The sequence below is a fragment of the Bacillus sp. GW823-FHT06A11 genome (assembly GCF_058795355.1).
Genome location: NZ_JBXAHS010000003.1, coordinates 353307 through 380206, shown reverse-complemented (window position 1 = coordinate 380206; position 26900 = coordinate 353307). Strand labels below are relative to the sequence as shown.

General features: G+C 33.3%; 32 protein-coding genes, 2 pseudogenes and 1 riboswitch. Of the genes and pseudogenes, 27 read left to right on the top strand and 7 right to left on the bottom strand.

The window, feature by feature from the left end; all coding sequences use genetic code 11:
- The first annotated feature begins 157 nt into the window (after positions 1–157).
- Both recQ and AC1Q8L_RS16095 read left to right on the top strand, forming a co-directional pair.
- Positions 158–2275 (top strand): DNA helicase RecQ, encoded by a 2118-nt coding sequence (gene recQ / locus AC1Q8L_RS16100; RefSeq protein ID WP_000494271.1) that lies wholly within the window; start codon positions 158–160, stop codon positions 2273–2275.
- A gap of 25 nt (positions 2276–2300) precedes the next feature.
- Positions 2301–2681 (top strand): gamma-glutamylcyclotransferase family protein, encoded by a 381-nt coding sequence (locus AC1Q8L_RS16095; RefSeq protein WP_000274914.1) that lies wholly within the window; start codon positions 2301–2303, stop codon positions 2679–2681.
- Positions 2682–2735: 54 nt separating this feature from the next.
- Here AC1Q8L_RS16095 and AC1Q8L_RS16090 read toward each other — a convergent pair whose 3' ends face one another.
- The gene (locus tag AC1Q8L_RS16090; protein WP_492339468.1) at positions 2736–3581 is read right to left on the bottom strand and encodes a CPBP family glutamic-type intramembrane protease; all 846 of its coding nucleotides are present in this window, start codon (positions 3579–3581) and stop codon (positions 2736–2738) included.
- A gap of 320 nt (positions 3582–3901) precedes the next feature.
- Between AC1Q8L_RS16090 and AC1Q8L_RS16085 the strand changes: the two genes are divergently transcribed.
- Entirely contained in the window at positions 3902–5977 is a 2076-nt protein-coding gene (locus AC1Q8L_RS16085) for a HelD family protein (RefSeq protein ID WP_000065167.1), read from the top strand.
- Between the two features lie 116 nt (positions 5978–6093).
- On the opposite strand, the gene AC1Q8L_RS16080 is transcribed toward AC1Q8L_RS16085, so the two are convergent.
- A complete protein-coding gene (locus AC1Q8L_RS16080; RefSeq protein ID WP_000360509.1) occupies positions 6094–6822 on the bottom strand; it encodes a hypothetical protein in 729 nt (242 codons plus the stop codon).
- Positions 6823–6903: 81 nt separating this feature from the next.
- On the opposite strand from AC1Q8L_RS16080, the gene AC1Q8L_RS16075 reads away from it, so the two are divergent.
- From AC1Q8L_RS16075 to AC1Q8L_RS16005, 15 genes and pseudogenes are all read left to right on the top strand, one after another.
- On the top strand, positions 6904–7239 hold the full coding sequence (locus AC1Q8L_RS16075) for a DUF952 domain-containing protein (protein WP_000629080.1): 336 nt from the start codon (positions 6904–6906) through the stop codon (positions 7237–7239).
- Positions 7236–7297: riboswitch (Fluoride riboswitch) on the top strand. Its footprint overlaps the gene before it by 4 nt.
- A gap of 1027 nt (positions 7298–8324) precedes the next feature.
- Positions 8325–8672, top strand: a complete 348-nt coding sequence (locus AC1Q8L_RS16070; protein WP_000380302.1) for a PadR family transcriptional regulator — start codon at positions 8325–8327, stop codon at positions 8670–8672.
- Positions 8659–9660 carry an HAAS signaling domain-containing protein gene (locus AC1Q8L_RS16065; protein WP_001048872.1) on the top strand — a complete coding sequence of 334 codons (1002 nt, stop codon included), beginning with the start codon at positions 8659–8661 and terminating at the stop codon, positions 9658–9660. The genes AC1Q8L_RS16070 and AC1Q8L_RS16065 overlap by 14 nt, the downstream gene beginning before the upstream one ends.
- Positions 9661–9740: 80 nt before the next feature.
- Positions 9741–10253 carry a GNAT family N-acetyltransferase gene (locus AC1Q8L_RS16060; RefSeq protein WP_000617523.1) on the top strand — a complete coding sequence of 171 codons (513 nt, stop codon included), beginning with the start codon at positions 9741–9743 and terminating at the stop codon, positions 10251–10253.
- Positions 10254–10352: 99 nt separating this feature from the next.
- Positions 10353–10517 (top strand): annotated as a pseudogene (locus AC1Q8L_RS16055) (serine hydrolase); the annotation flags it as partial.
- A complete protein-coding gene (locus AC1Q8L_RS16050) occupies positions 10514–10885 on the top strand; it encodes a hypothetical protein (RefSeq protein ID WP_000827991.1) in 372 nt (123 codons plus the stop codon). The pseudogene AC1Q8L_RS16055 and the gene AC1Q8L_RS16050, both read left to right, overlap by 4 nt.
- 28 nt (positions 10886–10913) lie before the next feature.
- Entirely contained in the window at positions 10914–11330 is a 417-nt protein-coding gene (locus AC1Q8L_RS16045; protein ID WP_098311773.1) for a GNAT family N-acetyltransferase, read from the top strand.
- A gap of 35 nt (positions 11331–11365) precedes the next feature.
- Positions 11366–11770, top strand: coding sequence for a GNAT family N-acetyltransferase (locus AC1Q8L_RS16040; RefSeq protein WP_000288977.1), 405 nt, complete (start codon positions 11366–11368; stop codon positions 11768–11770).
- Positions 11771–11785: 15 nt separating this feature from the next.
- Positions 11786–12139, top strand: a complete 354-nt coding sequence (locus AC1Q8L_RS16035; protein WP_000994614.1) for an MmcQ/YjbR family DNA-binding protein — start codon at positions 11786–11788, stop codon at positions 12137–12139.
- 21 nt (positions 12140–12160) lie between these two features.
- Positions 12161–12868 (top strand): class I SAM-dependent methyltransferase, encoded by a 708-nt coding sequence (locus AC1Q8L_RS16030; RefSeq protein WP_025118380.1) that lies wholly within the window; start codon positions 12161–12163, stop codon positions 12866–12868.
- A gap of 65 nt (positions 12869–12933) precedes the next feature.
- Entirely contained in the window at positions 12934–13320 is a 387-nt protein-coding gene (locus AC1Q8L_RS16025) for a ribosomal maturation YjgA family protein (RefSeq protein WP_001093460.1), read from the top strand.
- A 23-nt stretch (positions 13321–13343) separates the two neighbouring features.
- A complete protein-coding gene (locus tag AC1Q8L_RS16020; protein WP_000720562.1) occupies positions 13344–13847 on the top strand; it encodes a DNA topology modulation protein in 504 nt (167 codons plus the stop codon).
- 161 nt (positions 13848–14008) lie between these two features.
- Positions 14009–14689 carry a formylglycine-generating enzyme family protein gene (locus tag AC1Q8L_RS16015; protein WP_000180346.1) on the top strand — a complete coding sequence of 227 codons (681 nt, stop codon included), beginning with the start codon at positions 14009–14011 and terminating at the stop codon, positions 14687–14689.
- Between the two features lie 71 nt (positions 14690–14760).
- Positions 14761–15954, top strand: coding sequence for a macrolide family glycosyltransferase (locus tag AC1Q8L_RS16010; protein ID WP_000124876.1), 1194 nt, complete (start codon positions 14761–14763; stop codon positions 15952–15954).
- Positions 15955–16395: 441 nt separating this feature from the next.
- Positions 16396–17763 carry a lytic polysaccharide monooxygenase gene (locus AC1Q8L_RS16005; RefSeq protein ID WP_001065161.1) on the top strand — a complete coding sequence of 456 codons (1368 nt, stop codon included), beginning with the start codon at positions 16396–16398 and terminating at the stop codon, positions 17761–17763.
- A 127-nt stretch (positions 17764–17890) separates the two neighbouring features.
- Here AC1Q8L_RS16005 and AC1Q8L_RS16000 read toward each other — a convergent pair whose 3' ends face one another.
- The 3 genes from AC1Q8L_RS16000 to AC1Q8L_RS15990 form a co-directional block, all read right to left on the bottom strand.
- The gene (locus tag AC1Q8L_RS16000) at positions 17891–18325 is read right to left on the bottom strand and encodes a GNAT family N-acetyltransferase (RefSeq protein ID WP_001190868.1); all 435 of its coding nucleotides are present in this window, start codon (positions 18323–18325) and stop codon (positions 17891–17893) included.
- Positions 18326–18436: 111 nt separating this feature from the next.
- The gene (gene rpiA / locus AC1Q8L_RS15995; protein WP_001049982.1) at positions 18437–19099 is read right to left on the bottom strand and encodes a ribose 5-phosphate isomerase A; all 663 of its coding nucleotides are present in this window, start codon (positions 19097–19099) and stop codon (positions 18437–18439) included.
- Between the two features lie 4 nt (positions 19100–19103).
- Positions 19104–19424 carry a 2Fe-2S iron-sulfur cluster-binding protein gene (locus tag AC1Q8L_RS15990; protein ID WP_001125388.1) on the bottom strand — a complete coding sequence of 107 codons (321 nt, stop codon included), beginning with the start codon at positions 19422–19424 and terminating at the stop codon, positions 19104–19106.
- 142 nt (positions 19425–19566) lie between these two features.
- On the opposite strand from AC1Q8L_RS15990, the gene AC1Q8L_RS15985 reads away from it, so the two are divergent.
- Positions 19567–20253, top strand: coding sequence for an RNA polymerase subunit sigma-70 (locus tag AC1Q8L_RS15985; protein ID WP_025118382.1), 687 nt, complete (start codon positions 19567–19569; stop codon positions 20251–20253).
- 21 nt (positions 20254–20274) lie between these two features.
- Complete coding sequence (gene clpP, locus AC1Q8L_RS15980) at positions 20275–20856, top strand: ATP-dependent Clp endopeptidase proteolytic subunit ClpP (RefSeq protein WP_000991612.1); 582 nt, start codon at positions 20275–20277, stop codon at positions 20854–20856.
- A 43-nt stretch (positions 20857–20899) separates the two neighbouring features.
- On the opposite strand, the gene AC1Q8L_RS15975 is transcribed toward clpP, so the two are convergent.
- Positions 20900–21757 carry a glycine betaine ABC transporter substrate-binding protein gene (locus tag AC1Q8L_RS15975; RefSeq protein WP_001227615.1) on the bottom strand — a complete coding sequence of 286 codons (858 nt, stop codon included), beginning with the start codon at positions 21755–21757 and terminating at the stop codon, positions 20900–20902.
- Positions 21758–21928: 171 nt separating this feature from the next.
- Here AC1Q8L_RS15975 and AC1Q8L_RS15970 point away from each other — a divergent pair, with 171 nt between their 5' ends.
- The gene (locus AC1Q8L_RS15970; protein ID WP_000370606.1) at positions 21929–23134 is read left to right on the top strand and encodes a quaternary amine ABC transporter ATP-binding protein; all 1206 of its coding nucleotides are present in this window, start codon (positions 21929–21931) and stop codon (positions 23132–23134) included.
- The gene (locus AC1Q8L_RS15965; protein WP_001084773.1) at positions 23127–23963 is read left to right on the top strand and encodes an ABC transporter permease; all 837 of its coding nucleotides are present in this window, start codon (positions 23127–23129) and stop codon (positions 23961–23963) included. The genes AC1Q8L_RS15970 and AC1Q8L_RS15965 overlap by 8 nt, the downstream gene beginning before the upstream one ends.
- Positions 23964–24016: 53 nt before the next feature.
- Here the strand turns inward: AC1Q8L_RS15965 and AC1Q8L_RS15960 are convergent.
- Positions 24017–24252, bottom strand: a pseudogene (locus tag AC1Q8L_RS15960) (hypothetical protein).
- A 217-nt stretch (positions 24253–24469) separates the two neighbouring features.
- Between AC1Q8L_RS15960 and AC1Q8L_RS15955 the strand changes: the two are divergent.
- The 5 genes from AC1Q8L_RS15955 to AC1Q8L_RS15935 all read left to right on the top strand — a co-directional run bounded on the left by AC1Q8L_RS15955 (position 24470) and on the right by AC1Q8L_RS15935 (position 26894).
- Positions 24470–24637, top strand: coding sequence for a glycine zipper domain-containing protein (locus tag AC1Q8L_RS15955; protein WP_000508401.1), 168 nt, complete (start codon positions 24470–24472; stop codon positions 24635–24637).
- A gap of 91 nt (positions 24638–24728) precedes the next feature.
- Positions 24729–25229 (top strand): HIT family protein, encoded by a 501-nt coding sequence (locus AC1Q8L_RS15950; RefSeq protein ID WP_025118383.1) that lies wholly within the window; start codon positions 24729–24731, stop codon positions 25227–25229.
- Positions 25213–26037, top strand: a complete 825-nt coding sequence (locus tag AC1Q8L_RS15945; protein WP_140337042.1) for a PP2C family serine/threonine-protein phosphatase — start codon at positions 25213–25215, stop codon at positions 26035–26037. The genes AC1Q8L_RS15950 and AC1Q8L_RS15945 overlap by 17 nt, the downstream gene beginning before the upstream one ends.
- Positions 26038–26060: 23 nt before the next feature.
- Positions 26061–26426 (top strand): DUF4181 domain-containing protein, encoded by a 366-nt coding sequence (locus AC1Q8L_RS15940; protein ID WP_000767735.1) that lies wholly within the window; start codon positions 26061–26063, stop codon positions 26424–26426.
- A gap of 30 nt (positions 26427–26456) precedes the next feature.
- Complete coding sequence (locus tag AC1Q8L_RS15935; RefSeq protein WP_086387392.1) at positions 26457–26894, top strand: NUDIX domain-containing protein; 438 nt, start codon at positions 26457–26459, stop codon at positions 26892–26894.
- The last annotated feature ends 6 nt before the right edge of the window (positions 26895–26900 follow it).

The following is a 26900-nucleotide window of genomic DNA, read 5'->3' as shown; positions in this document are numbered from 1 at the left end:
TAAAACATATAAAATAATGATGCTAATTCATATTAAATAAGTGAAGAAACATAGAATAATGAAAAAACAATAAGCATCTAATCATCCCTTTCAAGTCGCATAAGTGATTGATATAATAGAAGTAGATGAAAGATAAAGAAAAGCGGGTGACTCTTTTTTGTTTACTAAAGCACAAGAACTTTTAGCGTCCTACTTTGGTTATTCTTCGTTTCGAAGAGGACAAGATGAAACAATTAAAAATGTACTAGATGGGAAAGATACGGTTTGTATTATGCCAACGGGTGGCGGTAAGTCGATTTGTTATCAAATTCCGGCATTAGTATTTGAAGGAACGACGTTGGTTATATCGCCTCTAATATCACTTATGAAGGATCAAGTAGATACATTGGTACAGAATGGCATTTCAGCTACATATATTAATAGTTCTATATCTATTGCAGAAGCAAATCAGCGAATTCAATTAGCGAAACAAGGACATTACAAGTTACTTTATGTGGCGCCTGAGCGTCTTGATTCGATGGAGTTTGTTGATCAACTTATCGATATGAAAATCCCTATGATTGCGATTGATGAAGCACACTGTATTTCACAGTGGGGACATGATTTCCGTCCAAGTTATTTACATATACATCGCATATTAGATTATCTTCCAGAAAAGCCGCTCGTATTAGCATTAACAGCAACAGCAACACCGCAAGTACGTGATGATATTTGTAACACACTTGAAATTAATCAAGAAAATACAATTATGACAACGTTTGAGCGTGAGAACTTATCGTTTTCTGTCATTAAAGGGCAAGATCGAAATGCATATTTGGCGGATTATATTCGTCAAAATCAAAAGGAATCCGGGATTATATATGCAGCTACTAGAAAAGTAGTCGATCAGTTATATGAAGATTTGATGAAGGCAGGTGTTTCTGTATCAAAATATCATGCTGGTATGAGTGATAGTGATCGAAATGAGCAACAAGAACTCTTTTTACGAGATGAAGTAAGTGTAATGGTAGCAACATCTGCATTCGGGATGGGTATTGATAAATCGAATATTCGTTACGTAATTCATTATCAGCTTCCAAAAAATATGGAAAGTTACTATCAAGAAGCAGGACGTGCTGGTCGTGACGGATTAGATAGTACATGTATATTGTTATATTCTTCTCAAGATGTACAAGTACAGCGTTTTTTAATTGATCAATCAACTGGAGAATCACGTTTTTCAAATGAACTTGAAAAATTGCAAAATATGACCGATTACTGTCATACAGAACAATGTTTACAATCATTCATTTTGCAATACTTTGGAGAAGAACCGAAAGAAGATTGTGGACGCTGTGGTAATTGTACAGACAATCGCGAGAGCATCGATGTGACAAGGGAATCACAAATGGTTTTATCATGCATGATTAGAACGAACCAACGCTTTGGAAAGCAAATGATAGCGCAAGTATTAACGGGGTCGAAGAATAAGAAAGTTATTGAATTTAATTTTCATACTTTACCAACGTATGGGCTTTTATCGAACCGTAGTGTAAAAGAGGTCAGTGAGTTTATTGAGTTTTTAATTTCAGACGAGTTAATTGCAGTTGAACATGGCACTTATCCGACGTTAAAAGTAACTGAAAAAGGGAAAGAAGTATTACTTGGTAAAGAGAATGTTTTACGAAAAGAACGAGTAGAGACAAGACAAATTGTTCAAGACCATCCTTTATTTGAAGTACTTCGTGAAGTACGTAAAGAAATTGCACAAGGAGAAGGTGTACCTCCGTTCGTTATTTTCTCTGACCAAACATTGAAAGATATGTGCGTGAAAATGCCGCAAAGTGATTCCGAATTGTTGACGGTAAAAGGTATCGGAGAACACAAACTTGTGAAATATGGCTCGCACTTCTTACAAGCAGTTCAGCATTTTATTGAAGAAAATCCAAATTATGCTGAAACGATTAAGACAGAAGTAGTTTCAGAGCGTAAAAAGTCAGGAAAAGCGTCCGCAAATTCTCATTTAGAAACATATGAAATGTATAAACAAGGTATTGATTTGAATGAGATTGCAAAAGAACGTAACTTATCAAGACAAACAATTGAAAACCATTTAATTCGCTGCTATGAGGATGGAATGGAAGTAGAGTGGCAAAGTTTTGTTCCAGCAGAGTATGAATCTCTTATTGAAACTGCCGTTCAAAATGCAGAGGGTGGTCTGAAATCTATTAAAGAACAGCTTCCGAATGAAGTGAGTTACTTTATGATTCGTGCTTATTTACAAATAAGAAAGTAGAGACATATAAAGGGGATAAGAATTTATGTATCATGTTTTCGTTTATGGCACGTTAAGAAGAGGACAAACGAATGCTCATTATATGCAAGGTGCAACATGCATCGCAGACAGAGCTTGGACATATGGAAAATTATTTGATACGAATGAAGGATATCCGGCCATGACTTATTCGATTGAAGAACAGGTGTATGGAGAAGTTTATGTAGTAAATGATGAGATATTGTGTAAGTTAGATGAACTAGAAGAATATACAGGTAATGCGGAGACTGATTTATATGATCGAATCACGCAAACAGTATATGTTGCTGATAGAGAAATTGAGGCATATGTGTATATCGCTCAAGATAAAAAGATGTTAAAGAAAGTGATAGAATCTGGTGACTGGCTTATGTATCAAAAAATATAATAAGGTAGTTTTAAAAATTGGAAAGCAGATAATGACGAATTCATTATCTGCTTTTTATTGTGTGAATAATTGTCGTTCTCTTTTTATTCTTATAGTTCTTAGTACGATTCCAATTCCGAGAAATAAAACAGTAGCAGCGACCCCGCTAATAGGATTTAACCAAAAATCACTACTGTTTGTAAGGGTAATAATCCCTGTTATGGTAACTAAAACAGTAGGAACAGCATCCTCGATCGCATGCATGATAACGCATGGCCAGACGGATTTTGTAAGTCTATATATTTCAACATACATAATTGACCAACAAACCATAAGGATACAGCCAGATAAAAGCATATTTAATCTTGAGATAGATTCAAAATATTCATTTGGCAAAAAGACTATATAATATGCAGCATGCCAAAGTGCCCAAATTAAACCAGAAATAATATAAATGTACCAATCATTTAGATTTAGTTCAATCAACTTTGGAGTTAAATAACCACGCCAAGAAAACTCTTCAAAAATATTTTTAATAAAGTTACCAATAGTAGACATGACTATGAGTGACAATAACGTGGATATATCAAAACTAGCAATATGAGCTACTCCAAAAATGAGCGATATGCTTATCGTTATTACTGTAACGAATGGATAAATAAGTAGTGCAGTGAAATACCATATAAAGTTTCCTTTCAAATTTGGCTTGATGCCAAAATCATTCCAATCTCGGCTAATAACTCTAAGTAAAATGCTTACGAGGAAAGGTAATATTAGCCATAACCCCATACCTAAAGTATTTCCTTCAGGTTGATTTGTTAGAAGAGAATCTAGAAATACCCCAATCCATGCACTGGCCAAAACAGTTAATACAAAAATAAGTAAATATAACTTTAGTGATTTCTTTTTCGCGACATTCATTTGAAGAGCCTCCTTTACTTTTGTTTATCCTACTATTTATGGGCAGTAAAACGCCCATTGATTAAAGTCTTTAATTTTTACAATGTTTTTTAATAAATAAATTAAATAGGAGACAAATAGAAAGTAGTATCTTTTGCATGCATCACTATACTATATGTGTATTTGTGTGATTTAGATGTTGCATATTCTTTTTAAATTAGAAAGATGAAAAGTAAGTTTTTTCGAAAAATTCAAATGGAAACTATTGACTTTATGCTTGGATTTTTAATACAATAATACTTCGACTGAAAAATTAGAACGGACAGGAGGGAATCGTCGAAATGAGCAACATATTTGAAGATGAGTTACAAAAAATGAAGGATACTTTACATACGATGGATGAGCAATTGGATAAGCTTGAAAAAATCCCAGTTTATTATGGAGAAGATTTTAAAGAGCAAATTCTTGAAAGTATGAGAGAGTCTAATAGACAAAATTTACGTATTGGTGTGCAAGAGCCGTACTTTGGAAGGTTAGATTTTCAGGAAGATGGTAAAGAAGCGGTTATGCCGATTTATATTGGAAAAGTAGGGGTTTCGGATATGGACACGATGAAACCAATCATTATTGATTGGAGAGCACCTGTCGCAAGTATGTTTTATTCATTTACCGGTGGAGAAGAATTAGCATTTTATCAATCACCAGATGGGTTAGTAGAAGGTGATGTGTATTTAAAACGAAACATTTCTATTCGAAAAAGAGAACTTGAACGTGTTGTTGATACATATGTAAAAGGAAATGAAGATGTATCGCATGCCGATGATTTTCTTCTATATCGATTAGGTGAGAATAAAGATAATAAGCTAAAGGATATTGTTTCAACGATTCAATCGGAACAAAATGATATTATTCGAGCGGAAAGAAATTTACCATTACTTATTCAAGGGGTTGCAGGGAGCGGAAAGACAACAATCGCTTTACATCGCCTTGCTTTTTTGATTTATGAATATCGTGAGCAGCTAGAAGCTGAGAGAATGATCGTATTTGCGCCGAATAGTCTGTTTTTAGACTATATTTCGAGTGTACTTCCTGAATTAGGTGTAGGGAATATTAGTCAAACAACGTTTTCGGATTGGGCATTACGTACGTTAGATGATTCAGTTATACTAAAGCAGACAGAAGAAAAATTGAAAGAAGCATTTTCAATTAATCGTGATGAAAAGAAGGTAATGCTAGGTAAATTAAAGGGTACGTTGGAATTTAAGACGTATATTGAAGAGAGAATGATCCAATTTGAAAATGAGTTAGTTCCGACAAAAGATTTTGAGGCGTGGGATAGAGCGATTATTCCAGTAGAAGATATTAAAAAATGGATGCAAGTTGAATATAAACATTATCCTTTAAAGAAAAGAAGAGAACGATTAGTAGGACGAATGAAGCGCTGGATTGAAATTGAACTTAAAAAATTCGGGGAAACAAACGAGAAAAAATTACTAAAAAAAGAAGCGACTAAGAGACTGAACGCATATATGAAGTTTTGGCCGAAAATGAGTGCTCTATCACTGTATAGTTCAATAGTAAAAAGTAAAGAAATACTTGAGGTATTACCTGAAGAACTTGTTCAAGAAACAGAAAAGAGTTGTCGTAAAAAAGAAATGTATGTAGAAGATTTACCAGCTTTAATATACATACATCATCGTATAACAGGGATTGAAATAGGGCAGAAGTTTCATCACGTTGTTATTGATGAAGCGCAAGATTTTTCGCCTTTCCAAGTTTATGTATTAAAAGAAATTACATTAGGTAATTCTTTCACTATATTAGGTGATTTATCGCAAGCGATTTATGATTATCAAGGAATTGAAGATTGGAATGCTTTTAAGGAAGTATTCCAAGAAACCGGTTATTATGAATTAACAAGAAGTTATCGTTCTACAAAAGAAATTATTGAATTTGCAAATGAAATAATTAAAAATGCAGAAATCCCAGTAGGACTCGCAACACCAGTCTTCCGCAGTGGAGAAGATGTGAAAGTAATTCATACAGAAAATCAATTTACTGAAATTGTGAAGACGGTAAAACATTTGCAAAATGAAGATGTGAAAACAATTGCGGTAATCGGAAGAACAGAAGATGAATGCCGTGATATATATGTGAAATTAACAAATGCAGGATTAACGGTAAACGTAATTGAAGCAAACCAAAGTAAATATGAAGGTGGTATATCAGTAGTACCTGTCTATTTAGCGAAAGGTTTAGAATTTGATGCGGTGCTTTTAATTGATGTGGATGAGGAACATTACAAAAATACAAAACATGATGCAAAGTTACTATATGTTGGATGTACGAGATCACTTCATGACTTATGGATTTTCCATAGTGGGGAAGCGTCACCTTTAATTAAAGGATTAAAATAAAGTAAAACTATAATCAGTGGGGAGTTTTACTGCAAGCTAATGTGGGATAAATATAAAAAGAGGATTTTCTAGTATAGTATGAAGATCCTCTTTTTTATATTAAAATGGTAGACGAATTAATGACTTGAGCTGTTGTTTAAATGATATACGATGCTTTTTTCTAATTCCTTAGTTTGTTCTTTTTCCCATGTACGAACAGCATCTACTGGAGTTTGTGTATGTTTTAACCAATCTAGAATAAGGTGTAGTTGTTCTTGTATTTGACCAATGTTTTGCTCCTTTATGTTCTTATTCTGAATTCTATTAGTTAATTGAAGCATATAGGGAAGTTTTTCTATACATTCGCTTAAATCTCCGCAATAACCTGAAGGGAATTCATGTGTACCAAATTCTAAAGTATTGATGTAATTAGAAACTAGGTATATCATGGCTTTTTGTTCGGTATCACCACCTAATTCAATCGCTTTTCGAAGAGATTTTTCTAAATCGTCTTCTTTATTGCTAGAGTCCATATAAATTCCTATCCATCTAAAAGGTCTTGAATCAATCGGGTTGTTTTCTGTCCATCTATATAGAATGTCAATTAGAAAACTATTTAGTGAGAAAGTTAAGCCCTCATCTTTTTCGTTTAATGCATCTAAAATAGTAAACAGCGAAATGGCAAACTCTTCTTGATCTTTTGATTCCCATGTTTTTGCATTGGAAATAAATGTCTCTAAATGTTTATAAGCTAATTTTCGAAGTCCCGCTTCGCGATGCTGACAGTAACAAATAAAATCATGCCAATGCTCATTTGTATTCATATGTATAATAATAGTTTGTAATGTAGTGAGAGGTTTATCCATTATAAGTCCCCAATCTATTAAGAACGTGTTGAAAATTTAGTGTTATTATATCATTACATAAATTAAAAAGGGAGAGTTACTATGATTACAAAAGTAATTACGAAAAGTAATTGGGAAATCGCAAAAATAATTGGAAAAATTAATGAAGATTCCCTTATAGAAGAGGGATTTATTCATTGTTCATTAGTAGATCAAGCTTTAAGAGTTGCAGAAAAATATTTCAAGCATGAAGAAGATGTTTTATTACTTACAATTGATCCAGCCCTATTAAAAGCAGAAGTAAAATATGAACTTGCTTCAAACGGTCAAGAATATCCGCATGTTTACGGAGTAATTAATGTTGAGGCGATTGTAGAGGTTGTTCCATTTTCTAAAGAAAAAGGGGAATTTATATTACTTAAATCAGTTCGACTTTAGTAATAGGCGATGGAGTTCGCTATAATTGCTATATATAGCTAATGAATCCTATTGATAAACGAGATTTTTTGTTTATCAGTAGGATTTTTAATTTTATTCGAACAGACTTAAAAAGAGCACATTTGAATAGTGCTCTTTAAGAGAAAAGTGAATTAGGGTTTTTACTTCTAGATAATGTATGAGTGATTCATCATAATGTGACGATGAATCACAAAAGAGCAGTTAGAGTGGGAAGAATTTAAGATGGATTTTATTGGTCACGGGATCCAATCGATTGGTAATGAAGCAGTTCTAACAGGACTCATTATAGACTTTGAAGATGAAACGTAAAAAAATTATTACGTTTATCTGAATATTGAGGGAATACAAAAATTTTATTTATCTAATTTTTAGAAAACATAGACTATAACATTAATAAATGGTATAATTTCCTTGTTATTGGAATTAAAATGAAAATATTAGAAGAAAAAGGATTGGGCTGGTTTTAATGGGGGATTCTGATCACAAAGAAACAAAGGCAATATTAAAGTTATGGTTTATTTATATACCACTTGCATTTGGAGAGTTTGTCTTTTCGAATATCATAGGTTATTTAAAAAAATAAAGATTTTGCATTTGAAAAACAATTAACCTAATTTAATTGTTTTTTTATTTTACTTTAATAAACCAAATAAAAATAGAGATTTTGAACAAGATGAAGTTTATGAAGGAAATAACGTTGATTAGGTGCTGAAAACAGTGTGAAATCAACAGTGCCTAAAGAATAAAACAGGAATCATTCAACCATGGTAATTTTCCGTTTTATTAGCTTCCTATAGTGATATGTTATGGTCACATCATATGTGTACGATACTTGTAACTTAATATAGCATTACTGGAATTTCAAAATTAGTAGTTAAGGTTGCTACCTTTTAGAGTGTTATAGATATATATAACTTAGCTAAAAAAGCACAAATCATATAATTTGCGCTTTTCATTATCTGTTTTTGGTAAAAAAAGCACAGTTTTTGTCACACTAATACTGTACGATACATAGTATAAAACACATACTGTATGACATATAGTAATGGAAATGAGGTGAGTGAATGGATACTTTATTAAACTCGTTAATTACTGAGTTAAGAAGAGGGACATTAACGTTAGCTGTTTTAAGCCAATTAAGAACGCCACAGTACGGATATTCACTTGTCCAGTTATTGGAGCAATCAGGGGTTACAATTGATCAAAGTACTTTATATCCACTACTTCGCCGATTAGAAAAGCAGGAATTAGTGACGAGTAGTTGGGATAAAACGGAGAGTAGACCTCGTAAGTATTATGTTTTAAGTGATTATGGATTAGAAATATTTTTGCAGTTGAAAAAAGAATGGATAAAAGATTCGAAAGAACTTTATAACTTATTAAAGGAGGAGGAAGGGAATGAATTTAATTGATCTCTATATCCAAGAGGTTGCGAAGAGATTACCTGAAAAAAATCGTGAAGATATTACACTTGAACTAAGGTCAACTATAGATGATATGTTACCTGAAGATTATAATGAGGAAGATGTAAAGAGCGTTCTCGAAAAATTGGGGAGTCCGGTTTCATTGGCTAATGGTTATTTGGATAGACCGATGCATTTAATTGGACCACGTTATTTTGATGTATATACAACGTTGTTAAAAATGATTATACCAATCGCAGCTGTCATTGCACTCATATCAATGGTTGCAGAAAATTTTATAGGCTATAGTGGTGATCAAGCGGTATTAAATGTTATTTTACAATTGATAGGTAAAGGCATTGGGGAAATTTTTGAAGTGGGCCTCCATGTATTTTTCTGGTTGACACTTGTGTTTGTTATTTTAGAAAGAACAGATAAAGACAAAGGTATCGAGCCGTTGACGACAAGTTTAAAAAAATGGACACCAGATGATTTGAAAAACATCTCGTATATCCCAAAGAAAAAAGCAATCTCGAAGTTTGAAGTTTTTGCAGGTTTAATGTGGACAGCAGTTTGGGCTACACTTTACTTTTATGCGAATCATCTTGTTGGCGTATATAACGGTACGGCAAATGGACTGAAGTTTGTTTCGCCAACTTTTAATCAAGATGTTTTATTGCAGTACTGGCCAATCGTTGTAATTATGATTGTTTTTGAAATATGTATATCCCTTTATAAATTGGTGCAGGGACAATGGACTCAAAGATTGGCGATTGGGAATGCTATTCTTCAAGTAGCTGGGACGATAGTATTCATTGTAATTGTAGTAAATCCACATTTATTTAACGCAGGATTTATTACGTATTTGGCAAATGCATTTACTATTTCCCCAGAGGAGTTTAAAACGTGGCTCATTGGGGGAGGAATTTTCTTTTATATGTTATCTGCTGCAATAAATATATTTGATGGTTTCCGAAAAGCTAGTATTCGTATGTAGATAAAAATCGGAAATTTCGATAAAATAAAACTATTAAAAAGATAGTGAAATAAGATGAACATGATGAAAGGAAGAAAATAATGATAAGGGAAGCAACGAAAAGAGATTTAGCATACATTTTAGATATTTATAACGATGCGATACTTTATACAACAGCTGTATATGCGTATAAACCTGTAACCCTTGAAAATAGAATAGATTGGTATGAACAAAAAAAGGCTGAAGGGTATCCCATTTTCGTATATGAATTAGATAATAAAGTAGTAGGGTTTGCGACATTCGGCCCATTTAGAGCGTGGCCTGCTTATAAATATTCAGTTGAACATTCTGTGTATGTAGATAAGGCATATAGAAAAAATGGCATTGGGTCTTCATTAATGAAAGAATTAATCAAAATTGCGAAGGAAAGAGAGTATATGACCTTAATTGCTGGAATTGATGCAGAGAATGAAAAAAGTATTGCCTTGCATCAAAACTATGGATTTGTTCATGCAGGGACAATAAAAAAAGCTGGTTATAAGTTTAATAAATGGCTAGATTTAGCTTTTTATCAGCTGGAACTTAACGGTCCTGAAAATCCTATAGAAGAATAAATATTTTTCGGTAGCAAGAAAAAATTCATGCTACCTTTTTCTTATTTAAATAGCTGATATGAGCTGCCGAAAAGTTTTTTTATATTCGATATTGAATTTATTGGTATAATAGGAATGTTTAACGAATTTCCGCTTCTTTATGTGATGAGGGGAAAAGATTTACCGAATCGCCGTGAAAATAAAGAGGTAGATGAAGCTTTTGCAGTAGTTTTAAAGTACATATACAAAGAATATAGTGAAAACATGCTAGGAGTGAACGGTTGAAAAGAAACTTAAAGACTTCAACAATCATTATTTTAATTTTAACGATTATTGCTCTTGAAGTTGGAATCGCACTATATGATCACGATTTGTCATTAGATACAATTTACTTTACAGCGATCCTTATTTGTATTGTATTGCTTTTTGGCACACGTGTTTCTGGAGAGAAAGAAAGTACATCGAAACGAGGAAGAAGAAAAACAGTTCTTATATTTTGGCCATCTATTTTATTGTCTATTGTTTGTTTTGCGGTTATAAGTTACATAAGGGTAGGATATGTCTCTGTACCAGGGATAATTGGCTTTTCATGCTTTGTTACATATGGTGGATTCGTATGTATTAGTATTTTAAAGAGAAAAAATAAAATGTAGATTACTAAGCTGAAAGGAAGCAATATAAATGAAACATATAAAGAACGGTACACGCACTGAAGGAGAATATATTAAAAATAAAGTTATTCAATATAATATGTCCATCTTAACAGATGAGGCAAGACAGACGATGGAAGAAGTACGCCTCGTAGTAAAAAATGAAGAAGGAAAAATTTTTGGTGGCGTAACAGGTACGATGTATTTTTATCACCTTCATATCGACTTTTTATGGGTTGATGAATCAGTTCATCATGACGGTTATGGCAGCCAACTTTTACATGAAATTGAGGGTATTGCGAAGGAAAAAGGGTGTAGATTAATATTGCTAGATTCATTTAGTTTTCAAGCACCAGAATTTTATAAAAAGCACGGTTACAGGGAGTATGGTATTGTTGAAGATCACCCGAAAGGTCATAGTCAGCACTTTTTTGAAAAGAGATTATAATAATATTATGTATACTGTTTGATGGGAGAAAGAATATGTACACGTATAAATTGCAACAAGAACAACCAATCTGTGCAGAAAAAATAAAAAAACTTTATGATTCTGTCAGTTGGTGGCCAGAAAGAAAAGAAGTCGATATTGAAAAAATGTTAAAGAATAGCATAGCCATTGGAGTATGGGAAGAAAATGAATTAGTTGGATTTGCTAGAGTCGTTTCTGATGGTATTTTTCGAGCATACATTGAAGATGTTGTCGTACATGAGAGTGTAAGAAATAATGGTATTGGAGAGAAGATGCTAACAATATTACTTCGAGAAATATCTCATATTGATATTGTTAGTCTATTTTGCGGAGAGAAGCTAATAAAGTTTTATGGTGAGCAACAATTTCAAACAACGAAGCAAATTGTGATGCATCGTAATCAAACAGGGAAAGAATAAGAGGTGCCAATTAAAATGAATGCAACAAGAGCGTACTGTTTATCGAAAAGAAAAGCGAAAGAAGATTCTCCAGATGGCTGGAGTGCAACATGTATGAGGCTTAATAATAAAATATTTGCGATAGTAAATCATGAAGAAGGTGAAAAAGCTGCGATTACATTGAAGTGTGACCCAGAAGTCGCATTAAGAATAAGAGAAGATTATCCAGAAACAATTATTCCAGGCTATCATATGAATAAAAAACATTGGAATACTATTTATATTCATAAGGGTATAGAACAGGAGCAAATAAATAAAATGATTGATTGGTCGTATGATTTAGTACTACAATCATTTTCAAAGAAAAAGCAGCAGGAGTTAATGAATTAATATGTATTAGGAGTGTGTGTAATGAAAGATTCGATTAAAGATACGTATGATAAATTAGCGAGTACATATAAAGAAAATCTAGATTTCGCAAATCCATATAACAGTTATTATGAAAGACCGGCGATGATGGAGCTTATTTCAAAGGAACTAGAAGGAAAAAAGATACTAGATGCTGGATGTGCAGCTGGATGGTATACTTCTCAATTCATAGGAAGAGGAGCAAATGTTACAGCAATTGACGTAAGTCCTGAAATGGTAAAAGTAGCAAAAGAAAATATAGGAGAAGAAGCGACGTTCCTTTGTCATGATCTGCAAGAAACATTGCCATTTGAAGATAATATGTATGATGTGATTGTAAGTTCATTAACTCTTCATTATATAGAAAATTGGAATCAAGTATTTCAAGAATTTCGTCGTGTATTGAAGCCAGGTGGAGAACTTATTTATTCTATTCATCATCCTTTTATGGATTTCACAAAGTTTCCATGTGAAAATTATTTTGAAAAACAGTTATTAATAGATACTTGGGTTAAACCGAATATTACTATTGAAGTCAAGTTTTTTAGAAGATCATTACAAGACATACTAAATGAAACTACAAATTATTTTGTATTAGAAGAGATAGTGGAACCGAAGGCAATTGAAAAAATGAAAGAAGTAAGCGAAAAATCATATCATTATTTAAATATGAATCCACATTTTCTTATCATAAAAGCAATCAATAAATAGCTAGTAAAATAACTTTGTTTTACTAGCTATTTACAGTTTTACATTACATATTAGGAGACTTTAAAATGAATACGAAACGAAATAGAGTAGTATATGCACTATTTACTATAGTTGTTATTATTTTAGGTCTTAGCTCAAGAAAGTTTGCTTTTGCACTACCACATCTATTAAATGATTATTTAGGTGATGCATTATGGGCATTAATGATTTTCACTGGCTTTGGATTTTTGTTTCCTAAAACAGAGACGAAGAAGTTGGCTTTTATTAGTTTAATGTTTTGCTACGGGATTGAAGCGAGCCAATTGTATCATGCGGAATGGATAGATAGCATTCGTGCAACGACTTTGGGGGGACTCGTGTTGGGATACGGTTTTTTGTGGAGTGATGTAGTGGCTTATACAATTGGTGTTGGAGTGGGAATACTTTGTGAGTTTATGTTACGGAGGAAATAATCGATTTTAAAAAGGAGCCCTTTATGAAAAAAATAATATTAATTGGTTCTGGTGGTTCAGGAAAATCTACATTAGCAAGGCAGTTAGGGAATAAATTAAATATTAAGGTGCATCATCTTGATGCATTATTTTGGAAACCGAATTGGGAAGGTGTTCCGAGAGAAGAACAAATAACAGTTCAAAATAACTTAATTAAAGATGAGAAATGGATTATTGATGGGAATTATGGCGGGACGATGGGTATAAGACTGAATGCAGCTGATACAATTATCTTCCTTGATATTCATAGAACAATTTGTGTTTATAGGGCTTTTAAAAGAATTGTAAAATACCGAAATAAAACAAGACCAGATATGGGCGCGGGATGTGAAGAAAGATTTGATTTGCAATTTTTTAAATGGATATGGGAATATCCTAATGCTAAACGACCTACAATTTTAAAAGGGTTAGAGCAATTGCCGGAAGAGAAAAAGGTTATTGTTTTAAAATCTCCAAATGAGGTTCGGAAATTTTTAGAGCACATATAATTATAGAATGTAACACAAAAATTCTTTGTGAATCTTACCGATTAGTTTAATAAAACTAATCGTTTTTTATTATGAAAAATTTAACGCTTTTTGAAAATTGTATTTTGTAATGAGTATATGACTTTAAGTTCATATAAAATGAACGTTTGGAGGAATAGAAAATGACTAACGATTTAATTCAACTAATCGATTCATTAATGGTCAATATTCCAGCTGGAGAGGTAGTATTAAGAGATGATCGAATAAAAAAAGAATGGCTAGTACAAATTCAACCATTTCTTCTTGCAAAGTATGCTGTAACAATGGAACTATATGATGCTATTACAAATAGTACATTAAATAATTTTGATAAAAATCATAAACCAGTTGTCAATATTTCATGGAACGATGCCATTGCGTTTTGTAATGTACTTTCAAAAAAAGCGGGATTAAAAGAATATTATTCTATTAGTGATGGTGGTCAAATTGTGAAATGTAATTTAGATTCAAATGGCTACCGATTACCATCTGAGGCGGAGTGGCAATATGCATGTAAAGCAAGTACAACCGGATATACATACGGGAAACTTCATGATATAGCGTGGTATAATGAAAATTCAAATGGAGAGATTCATGACGTTGGCCAAAAAGAACCGAATGCATGGGGACTTTATGATATGCTAGGGAACGTTTGGGAATGGTGTTATGATTTGTATGATGAAACAGTGTACGGATCATACCGCATTTTTCGTGGTGGTAGTTGGGCTGAAACAGCGAGAGGGTGCGGCGCTACTTGTCGTCGTCGAAGCCATCCTACATTTCATATAGAAGATCTCGGTTTTAGACTTGCTAGGTCAATTTAGCAGGAATATGATACGAAGGGGATCTATACTCTTGCCAACATAGGAATGATTTAACGTAAGGAGTGTTTATAATGGCGCGTGTTTTATTTATTAACGCTGGATCAGAAGGACATATAAATCCAACTTTGCCAGTTGTAGAAGAGTTGATTTCTCGCGGTGAAGAGGTCGTTTATTTTTCAATAGAAGCTTTTAGGGAACGAATTGAGAAGACAGGTGCTACTGTACGAACGATTGACGATCAAAAATTTATAAAAGCGTTTCTATCTGGAGGCAGAAATTATTTACAGGAAAGAATAAACGGTCTTCTACATACAGCAGATGTTGTTATACCTAGTGTTCTAGAACAAATTGAAGGTGAACATTTTGATTACATAATTCATGATTCTATGTTTGGCTGTGGGCACTTAATTGCTCAAATTCTTAAATTGCCATCCATAAATTCATGTACATCTTTTGCGCAGGATGAAAAATCTTTTGAGCAAATGTTAGGTCATCTGTCAAAAAATATCCCAGTAGAAATTCATGATAAAATACAGAATGATTTTCAAAACTTAACGAAGGGAATTGCTGAAAAATATGGTGTTGAAATAAAATCATCGTATGAAGTTTTCTGTAATCCTGCACCCCTTACTATTGTGTATACAATTAAGGAGTTCCAGCCTTTTGGTGATACGTTTGATGAAACATATAAATTTGTAGGACCATCTATCTCTGCACAAATGAAAAACAGAGACGTTGATTTTACTTCAATTGAAGAAAAAAGTCCGATTTATATTTCATTAGGTACTGTTTTTAATGAAGCGATTGACTTTTATAAACTGTGTATGAAGGCCTTTGAGAATAGTGAGCATACAATTGTTATGTCTATTGGTAGTAAAACAAAAATAAGGGATCTAGGCGAAATTCCTAAAAACTTCATTGTGAAAAACTATGTACCCCAAACTGAGCTGCTTACATATACGAAACTATTTATTACACACGGCGGGATGAACAGTGCGCATGAAGGACTGTATAACGGGGTTCCGCTCGTTGTAATACCGCAAAGTGCAGATCAGCCAGTAGTCGCAAAGCAAGTGGAGAGTCTTGGAGCAGGAATAAAATTACAAATGCAAGGATTAACTGCGGATCAACTAAGTGAAAGTGTAGAAATGGTATTAAATAATCCGTCATTTAAAGAAGTTGCTTTGAATTTGAAGAAATCTTTCCAAAAATCAGGTGGATATAAGGAAGCTGTTGATGAAATTTTTATATTTGTAGGTCAGTGAAAAAATGAAATTATACATTAGAAAAGCATCTAAATAGGATGCTTTTTATTTAACTTTATAATTCTTATTTTTAATATCTAGTATGGTTAAAACTAAGGCACTGAGAGATATAAGTATAAGAATAAAAGTTAACCAGTTAAATGTATTGTCAATTATGAAGTAAAGATGATAGATAAATATATTCAAATTTTATTTTAAAATGTTAGGACTTAGTTTTACATGTTAGTAATAATTTCACTGTTTCTGCACAACTTCTGCACATACTTAGGTAATTTCTATGTCATGATATATTCATAAAGTGAAATGTTTCACAAGAAAAATATAATTTCACTGCGGTGTATGCATAATTAACACATACATCGGTACAAGTTTGTCTCTTGTTATTCTTTTACATCAAAGCCCACATTCCACTACAAAGTATAACAAGAAGGAGACATGAACATGAATAATCGATTTTTAAAACAACTACAAAATATGAAAATGAACAAAAAAAGTTTAGGAGCTGTAGCATTAACAGCTGGAATTATTAGTACGACACTTATTCCTCAAAATGCTTATGCGCACGGTTTTGTTGAAAAGCCCGGTAGCCGATCCGCTTTATGTAGTTCAACTTATGGTGCGCTAAATGTAAACTGTGGAAGTGTTATGTATGAACCACAAAGTTTAGAAGCTCCAAAAGGTTTCCCACAAGGTGGTCCAGTAGATGGACAAATTGCTTCAGCAGGCGGAAAATTTGGTGGTATTTTAGATCAACAAACAGCAAATCGTTGGTTTAAAAATACAATCACTGGTGGGGAAAATACATTTACTTGGAAGTATACTGCGCCTCACTTAACGAGTAAGTGGCATTACTATATTACTAAAAAAGGATGGAATCCAAATAAAGCGCTAACAAGAGCAGATTTCGAACCAATTGGAACTGTACAACATGATGGTTCTGCAGCTTCAAATAATTTAACTCATAAAATCAATGTACCTACTGATCGTAGTGGATATCATGTGATTTTAGCAGTATGGGATGTAGCTGATACAGCAAATGCATTCTATAATGTAATTGATGTTAATCTTATTAATGATGTGAAACCAGACATAGAAGCGCCAAGTATTCCAAATGGACTTCAGACGCAAAAAGTAACAGCGAATAGTGTAGAACTAACATGGAACGCTTCTACGGATAATGTAGGGGTAAAAGGATATCAAATCTTCCGTAACGGAGAGATGATTGATACAGTACCAGGGACTCATTTTATTGATAAGAAGTTACAACCAAGTACAGAATACTCTTATACTGTAAAAGCAATTGACGCAGCTGGCAATGTATCGAAAGAAAGTACAGCGCTTACAGTAAAAACGACAGTTGAGACTCCTGATACAGAAGCACCAACACAACCAAAAGGATTACATAGTATGGGAACGACAGCGTCAAGTGTGGATTTAATGTGGAGTCCATCTGACGATAATATTGGTGTAGACCATTATGATATTTATAGAGAAACAGAAGGGTCAATGAAAAAGATTGCAACATCCAATACAACTTCTTATATGGATAAAAATCTGCTCGCTAATACTACTTATAAATATGTAGTGAAAGCTGTTGATGTAGCTGGAAATGAATCCGTACAGAGTGATATATTCACAATTACTACAAAAACTGAAAGCGCTTCACATGAAGCGTGGGATGCAAAAAAAGCATATAAAAAGGGAGATAGAGTTCTACACGAAGGAAAAGTATATGAAGCAGTCCAGAGTTATCAAGGAAATGGTGATCCGAACTGGATTTATGCATTATCATTATGGAAAACAGTGTAAGCTTTACCTAGATATGAACTAAGAGATGATGGGCTTTGATTTCAAAAGAGAATCTTGAGAATTCACTTTTCTATTAATAATAAAGGGTAGTGTATGAATACATAAGATTCATACACTACCCTTTTTATTATGATAACATTTTCGTCATAAGTATATGCGGAATGCCATCTTCCATAAATATATCAGAAGAAGTTTCATAACCTAATTTTTTATAAAATCCTTCAGCTTGTGTTTGCCCGTGTAGTTTCACTTTTGTAGCTTGTTCGTTACGAGCAATTTCTTCTAACGTTTGAATGATGACTTTACCTAATCCGTATGTACGATAATCTTTTAAAATGCAAATACGTTCTAATTTTCCGACGCCATCAACAAATCGTATACGCCCTGTACCTACAGGAAGCTCATTATAATAAACTAAAATATGTTTACATTGCTCTCCGATTTCATCGAATGTATCGAATTCATCTGCAAGAGGGACACCTTGTTCTTTTACAAATACTTCTTTTCGAATATGAAAGGCAGTTTCTAAATCAGCAAGTTCTGTTATAAGTTTGGATTGCAAAATGTTCAGTCCTTTCTAGTGTAATCAGCTTGTGTTTTCATAGTATATCATAATAAAGCGCTATTAAGAGAAGAACATACTAAAAAGCCAACTTTAAAAAGTTAGCTTTTATTACAATTCCTTTATCCCATTTTTAGCGCCGATAATTACTTTACTCGTCATACTTATAAACAACCCTGTTTCAACTACACCAGTAATCATTTTTAATTGAGTGTGTAAATGGGCAGGATTAGAAATATGATTAGGGAATATACAATCGATAATCATGTTATTGTTATCGGTTATATAGGTTTCATTATTTTTCAAACGTAATGTTGTTTGACATCCTAGAGACTGAATTTTATTTTCGGTTTGTTTCCATGAAAAAGGGATGATTTCAATAGGTAATGGAAAAGTACCTAAATGTGTTACAAGTTTCGATTCATCAGCAATGATAATTAGTTCTTTAGAGGAAGAGGCAACGATTTTTTCACGAAGTAATGCACCGCCACCGCCTTTTATAAGTTGTAAATTTGAATCAATTTCATCCGCTCCATCAATTGTAAGATCAAGACTTTGTACGTCGTTTAACGAAATTAGGGGGATATTTAGTTGATGTGCTAATGCTTCAGTTTCCTTTGATGTCGGTACAGCTTGAAATGATAATCCTTCTTTTACACGCTCACCTAATTTTTGTATTGTCCAATATACAGTAGAACCTGTACCAAGCCCAATCTTCATGCCATCATTTACAAAGTTAGCGGCATATTCGCCAGCGAGCTGTTTTAAATTCATCGCTTTACTCCGCCGGACGCGGTCCAGCATCAAGACCTGAATTTTCAACTGTAAGTACCGGACGAACGACTATATCTTTATGTACACGCATTTGACAAGATAATCGTAAATGATCTTCAATCCCTTTTTCCGTCATTGCATGTTTCTCATTCGCACTCGCTTCACAGAAATCACCTGCTAGTATTTCTACTCTACAAGTTGTGCAACGTGCATTCCCGCCGCAACGATGAAGAATGTTGACACCGCTATCTTCAATTGCTAATACTAACTTCGTTCCTTCTTTTACATCAAATGTTCCCGCACCTTCAATTGTTAATTTTGGCAAATTTGTTCCTCCTCATGTAAAATTGTACATAACATATTTATGACCGCGAATTATTGAACATAAACATTATTTTTTTATATCCCCGTAACTTTTTTTAATGTTGAATCGTTTATTAAGTAAGCGCTGAAAAGGAGTGGTTATTTTGTGCACAAAAGTAACTCATGTTTTAAAGAACCGTATCGATATGAATCATTCAAATATAAACTTTTTAATTGAACAATATGGAGAGTTAAAAAGATACTGTACTTTTTTAACGAAAAACAAATGGGATGGGGAAGATCTCGCCCAAGAAACAGTGTGTAAAGTGCTTCAAAAATATAGAAATAAAGATATTTGTATGACACTCGTCTATAAAATAGCAAGAAATCGTTGGTTAGATCAGATGAAGTCTAAGTCTGTTCATGAAAAAATAAGAGAACAAATCACTTTTGAAGAACCACATGAGAACATTGCAGATTTGCATGAAATGGTAGGGAAAGTATTGTCTTCATTAAATGTACAGCAATCCGCAATTTTATTATTAAAAGATGTTTTTCAATATAGTATCGCTGATATTGCTAAAGTGTGTTCTGTATCAGAAGGTGCAGTGAAAGCTTCTTTATTCCGGAGTAGAAATAGGCTGAAAACTGTAAGTGAAGAAGGGGTCGAGATAGTCGAATTCACAGATGATATGGAAGTTGTAGTAACGTCTATTCGAGAAGAGAGACCGGGATTATTAACGAAACTGCTTCCGTCAATAGATTTTACTAAGTTACCATCTAAACAGCCAGTCTTATTATTTAATGTGAAACAACCTTCTTCCTACAGTTGTATGCTTTGCGCAGCATAACAAGTATTGGAGGGATTTAAAATGAATGCAATTCCATATGTAGTAGAACAAACAAAATTAGGAGAACGTTCCTATGATATATATTCAAGGTTATTAAAAGACCGCATTATTATTATCGGTTCAGAAATTAATGATCAAGTAGCGAGTAGTGTCGTAGCTCAATTATTATTTTTAGAAGCAGAAGATGCAGAGAAAGATATATTCTTATACATCAATAGCCCCGGCGGTTCAACGACAGCAGGTTTTGCAATATTAGATACGATGAATTTAATTAAACCAGATGTGCAAACGCTGTGCATGGGCTTTGCGGCATCATTTGGTGCATTGCTATTATTATCTGGAGCAAAAGGAAAACGGTTTGCGCTCCCTAACAGTGAAATTATGATTCATCAGCCGCTTGGTGGTGCACAAGGGCAAGCAACAGAAATTGAAATAACTGCGAAAAGAATATTAAAGTTAAAGCATGATATTAATAAAATGATTGCAGAAAAAACAGGCCAACCGATTGAAAGAGTAGCACATGATACAGAAAGAGATTATTTTATGACTGCAGAAGAAGCGAAGGAATATGGGATTGTAGATGATGTTGTTACGAAAAAATAAGATGAAAAAGGCTAGAGGATATATTAATTCTCTAGCCTTTTTATTAATCCTTTACCCATTCATCAACTAATGCTTGATTTTTTTTAATCCATTTTCGCGCAGCTTCTTCAGGATCTTTTGTTTTATTTAACATGACCATTAACGTACCGAGCTGTTCATCGTTCATTTTCCATTTATCAAAGTATTTTATAACATCTGGGTGATCTTTTTCGAAACCTTTACGAACGGAGTAATAAATGTCATCTTTTTCACCATATACTTTCTTAGGGTCTTTTAAATATTTCAAGTCAAATTCTGAAAACCCCCAATGCGGATTCCAAAGCGTAACAGCGATTGGTTTCTTTTTTGTATATGCTTTCTTTAGTTCACTCATCATCGCAGCTTCAGAGGATTGGACAAGTTTTAGTTTTATATCATATTCTTTCATTGCTTTATTCGTTAAATTCATAAGACTACTACCGGGTTCGATACCGACAATTTTATTATCTAGTTCATCTTTATGAGCATTTAAATCTTCGATACTGTTTATATTTTTCATATAAGAAGGGACGACTAAACCTAGTCCAGTACCTTCGTACCATTTTGATTTTAAGACAATATCATCTTTATAACGATCGTTTAGCGGTTTATCTGTAACTGGTAGCCATACTTCTAAATTCGCATCAACATCGCCACGAGCAACACCAGTCCAAATTGCGGCTTTTTCTAAATACATGAGCTCAACTTTGTAGCCTTTTTCTTCTAATAAAACTTTCCACATGTTTGCAGTTGCAATATTTTCTTTCCAACTTGTTACACCAAGTTTAATTTTCCCTTTCGAATTTGCATTTGTTGCATTACATGAAGTGAAAATCATAGTAATAAATAATGCAAGGCATATAAACCAAATTTTCTTTCGCATTGAAAACCTCCTAAGTAACGTTTGCCTTATAAAATAAATGTATAAGTAAGCATTCTTATTATGAACGGAAACGAGAATTTTAAAGAAATCTTATGAATGTCATTTTTATGTAATATTTCTTTGTAAAATCGCAACACTATGTGAATAGATGGGTAGAAAAGGAGTAGTGACATGGATAATACAAAGGTGCGTGTTGAAAACGTAACAAAAGTATTCGGGAAACATCCGCAAAGAGCCCTTTCCTTATTAAAAGAAGGAAAAAGTAAATCGGAAATTTTAAAAGAGACAGGAATGAACGTTGGGGTGAAAAAAGCAACGTTTGAAGTATACTCTGGAGAAATTTTCGTTATTATGGGTTTGTCTGGTAGCGGGAAATCTACGCTAGTTCGTATGTTAAATCAATTGATTAAACCAACTGCAGGTCATATATACATAGATGGTGAAGACATCGCAACGATGGGAAAAGAAGAGTTACGAAGAGTAAGAAGAACGAAAATGAGTATGGTATTTCAGAAATTCGCTCTATTTCCGCATCGTACAGTTATACAAAATGTTGCATATGGGTTAGAAATACAAGGAGTTCCGGTTGAAGAGCGAGAGAAAAAAGCGTTAGAATCGCTACAGTTAGTAGGACTCGATCATCATAAAGATAATTATCCAAGTCAACTTAGTGGCGGTATGCAGCAGCGCGTTGGAATCGCAAGGGCGCTAACGAATAATCCAGATGTATTACTAATGGACGAGTCATTCAGTGCATTAGATCCACTTATTCGAAAAGAAATGCAAGATGAATTGTTAGAGTTGCAAGATAAAATGGAAAAAACGATTATATTTATTACGCATGATTTAGATGAAGCGCTTCGAATTGGAGATCGTATCGCATTAATGAAAGATGGAGAAATCGTTCAAATTGGAACGCCAGAAGAAATTATGATGAGCCCCGCTAATGAATTTGTAGAAAAGTTTGTTGCGGACGTGAATTTAGGAAAAGTAATTACGGCGGAGTCTATTTTAAAACGACCAGAAACTTTATTAATTGATCGTGGACCTCGTGTAGCCCTTCAAATTATGAGGAATGCTGGTGTTTCAACTGTATATGTTGTAAACAAAAAGTATGAGTTTTTAGGTATATTAACTGCGGATGATGCGAGTAAGGCAGTACAAAAACAGTGGCCGATTGCTGATTTATTACTTAATGATATTCCGCATGTGTATTTAGATACTTTACTGGAAGAGACGTATGCAAAAATGGCGGAGATGAAATATCCGTTACCAGTAATCGATGAGAAGAAAAGGCTAAGAGGAATTATTAAACGTGAAAGTGTCATTCAAGCTCTTGCAGGAAACATTGAGGAAGAGGTGAAAGACGATGAATAGTATACCGCGTATTCCGTTAGGGGAATGGGTCGACTCATTTGTTGTAAGTTTATATGAGCACTTTGAAGGCTTATTCCGAGGATTCTCTTATATTATTGGTGGATTCGTTGATTTACTCACTAATTTTTTAATAATAATTCCTGCCATATTGATGATTATTATCTTATGTTTCCTCATTTGGTACACAACGAGAAAACTATCTTTAGTCATTTTTACGCTTATTGGATTATTATTTATTTTGAATATTAACTACTGGGCACAAACGATGCAAACATTAGCACTCGTACTTACGTCAGTTATTATTTCAATTATTGTCGGAATTCCAATTGGTATATTAGCATCTCAAAATGAACGTTTCTCAAAATTTTTAAAACCAACATTAGATTTTATGCAAACAATGCCTGCATTCGTATACCTTATTCCAGCGATCACATTTTTCGGAGTAGGTGTAGTACCTGGAATTATTGCATCAGTAATCTTTGCAATGCCACCGACAATTCGTTTTACTGACTTAGGAATTAGACAAGTTCCAGAAGATTTAATTGAAGCAGCGAATGCATTTGGATCCACTGCATCACAAAAACTATTTAAAGTACAATTACCACTTGCAACCGGAACGATTATGGCTGGTGTGAACCAAAGTATTATGCTTTCGTTATCAATGGTTGTAACAGCGTCACTTGTAGGAGCTCCTGGACTTGGAGTTGATGTATATCGCTCGGTAACACAAGTTAATATCGGAATGGGATTTGAAGCTGGATTAGCTATCGTAGTAATCGCAATTATATTAGACCGAATTACACAAGGGTTCCATACGAAAAGAAAATAATGACCAAAAAACACACTTTTATACTACAAAGTGTGTTTTTTATTGCATCCAGTTTACATACGAACGATAACAGAACCTCCAGCTGGTGCACAAACTTGGTTTTGCTGTTGTTCCATGGATTTAATTAATTGATTATTTTCTTCAATTAATGAGATTAATTTAGCTAACTGACTTTCAAGACTTGCGATGCGCTGCATCATATATTGTGAATCATGATGCAATGTATTCCTTACAGGATGGGGGAATAAACATACTGTTGATTTATATTTGGATTCCAATGAGGATGCATTTGAATCGTTCCTCCTTCAATAAATTACGGATCTTTCTTATAGTAAATGCCTATATATATTTAATGGTTACTTGAAATTTTTTCATTATAAAAGGAGTATGTACAGAAAATGGAAAATATTATATATGAAGTTAAAGTGCATTTTTTGAAAAGATTCAAGCGAGATAGTGCGTATATTAATACATTTAAGTGAATGCATGTTGTTTAGGGAGAAATGATGGGAGGAGATGCAATTTTGGCTAAAAATAAAAAAAGAAATGATGCTTTGGCAATAGGTGTCGGTATAGGGGTTGTAATCGGTGTATTTCAAGGGCACTTTACAAATAATTTAGTAATCGGAATTGTGATTGGGATTATAATTGGGATTGCGTTTTTGAAGAAATAATGAGGTGTAAATTCATTTCAAAAATTGCTGTATAAAGAGAATGAAAATTCGGAATACGAAACTTATTTTTCCTTTTTTTGTGATATTATATATGAAAAGGATGGTGATGGATATGTCAACAAACAATCAAGTAGAACAAAACTGCTTCATTTGCGAAAAACATAAAGGAAATATTATAGTTCCAGGTGGAGCTATTTACGAAGATGAACTCGTTTACGTTGGACATGTCTACTGGGATAGTGAAGAAACATACCTAGGTTATGTAATGATAGATATAAAAAGACATGTACCTGGCCTTGCTGAACTAACAGATGAAGAAGCGAAAGCGTTCGGACTTATAACAAGTAGAGTAAGTAAAGCGCTAAAAGAAAGCGAAGGTGCAGAGCATATTTACACTTTTGTTTCAGGAAATGGTGTACCACATATGCATATGCACATTATTCCACGTTATCCAAATACACCAAAAGAATTTTGGTCACCAACCGAAGTAGCGAAATGGACTGGTGCACCATATGGTGATGAAGAGAAAATAAAAAAACTATGCGAAAGAATACGTAAGTATATGGTAAATGAGTATGCATACAACAAATAATACACAATATTCATGGGTTGGAAATATAGAAATGTGTTTAGGAGAAATTTCAGTTAAGCAATATGGTGATATTGTACTTGGTAAATATGGCGGGAATATAAGTGCTGGAGCGAAAAAGAATGAAGATGGTGCATTAGTTTGGTCAAATGGTGAATGGGAATTTGCAGCTATATTAGATGGACATAATAGTGCAGAAAGTGTTGATTTAGTAGTAAATACAATCGAAAAAGAATATGAAAATATAAGAATAATTTTGAATGAACCAATTGATACAGTATTTCAGTATGTTGAAAATCATATACTTACAATTTTTCAGTCATCTTCATTTAAGGAAAAGTGCAAAAGAATACAAGGTGAAACAGCTTGCTTACTATGTGTAAGAAAAGAAAATTATATATGGTGGCTTTCTATTGGTGATTGTTTAGTGTATGTATTTCATGAAGAGTTACATAAGTTAGGACAATATGCATTAAATCAACGTCATTTTTACGAATGGATTGGAAATGTAAACACATTTGATTTACCTGTTCCTTGTTATTCATCAGGTATTCGTGAATTACGTACTGGAAAGAACCGAATTGTAATGGTGACAGATGGAGTATTAGAATGCGGGGAACACCGATATGAAACGCCAGTAAATCTGTATAATAATATGAATAGAAATAATAAAAAACTTGAAGAAAGTGTTCATCATGTATTAGAGCACGTTCATCATCAATTCGGACGCGATAGTGCGACTATAATTAGTTGGGACGTTGAAAATAAAGAGAGTGCTACGTATCCGAGTGATCAGCCGGAGAAAAGGTAAAGGAGGAGGCCTTTCTGTTTCTTTTGAAACTAATTGTCTTATTGTTATGGATTATAATTTTATTCTTTTTAGAAAAAATTGTGAGGAAGAAGTTAAATATACCGAGACAAACTGGATGGAATAGTAAATATGTCAGCCAATCACATAAATGGGGGCAATGGATTATCATTATTTCTTATGTAGTACTTATGATGATAGGTTCAATTTTGAATCCAATATACATGACTTATATACCAATTTTCTTTTTTATGACGTTGTACATTTTTCAAGGATATATGCAGTGGAAATATGATAGGAAAGCAAAAGAATATATTATTTCGTTTGGAATTGTTCCGTTACTAATAATTACAGGTTTTATTTTGAATGTATTCTATAATACGTATTGGTGATGAATGGTCATACAAATAAAGGGTGAGAAAATGATAAGACCACGTTTACGGACTGAAGTAATGATTGTAAACGACGAACATTCAAAAGTACTAGTACAATGTGATGAGAATGAATCATTTTATCGTTTTCCAGGTGGCTCTATTGAATTTGGTGAAACGTCAAAAGAAGCAATAATTCGAGAGTTAATAGAAGAATACGATTTGAAAGTTGATGTTCAAGAGTTAGCAATTGTAAATGAACATATTTTTGAGTGGGGCAACGAAAATGGTCATCATTGTACATTGATACATTGGGGGACTGTTGAAAAAATCATTACAAATGAAATAAGGCATAAAGAGCATGAGGATATTATATTAATTTGGAAAAGTCTAGAGGAATTACAGGAGAAGCCGACATATCCTGAAGGCATCATAAGTTATTTAGAAGGGGATAACCGTAATATAGTCCAATTTATTTCAAGTAATTAAATGAAA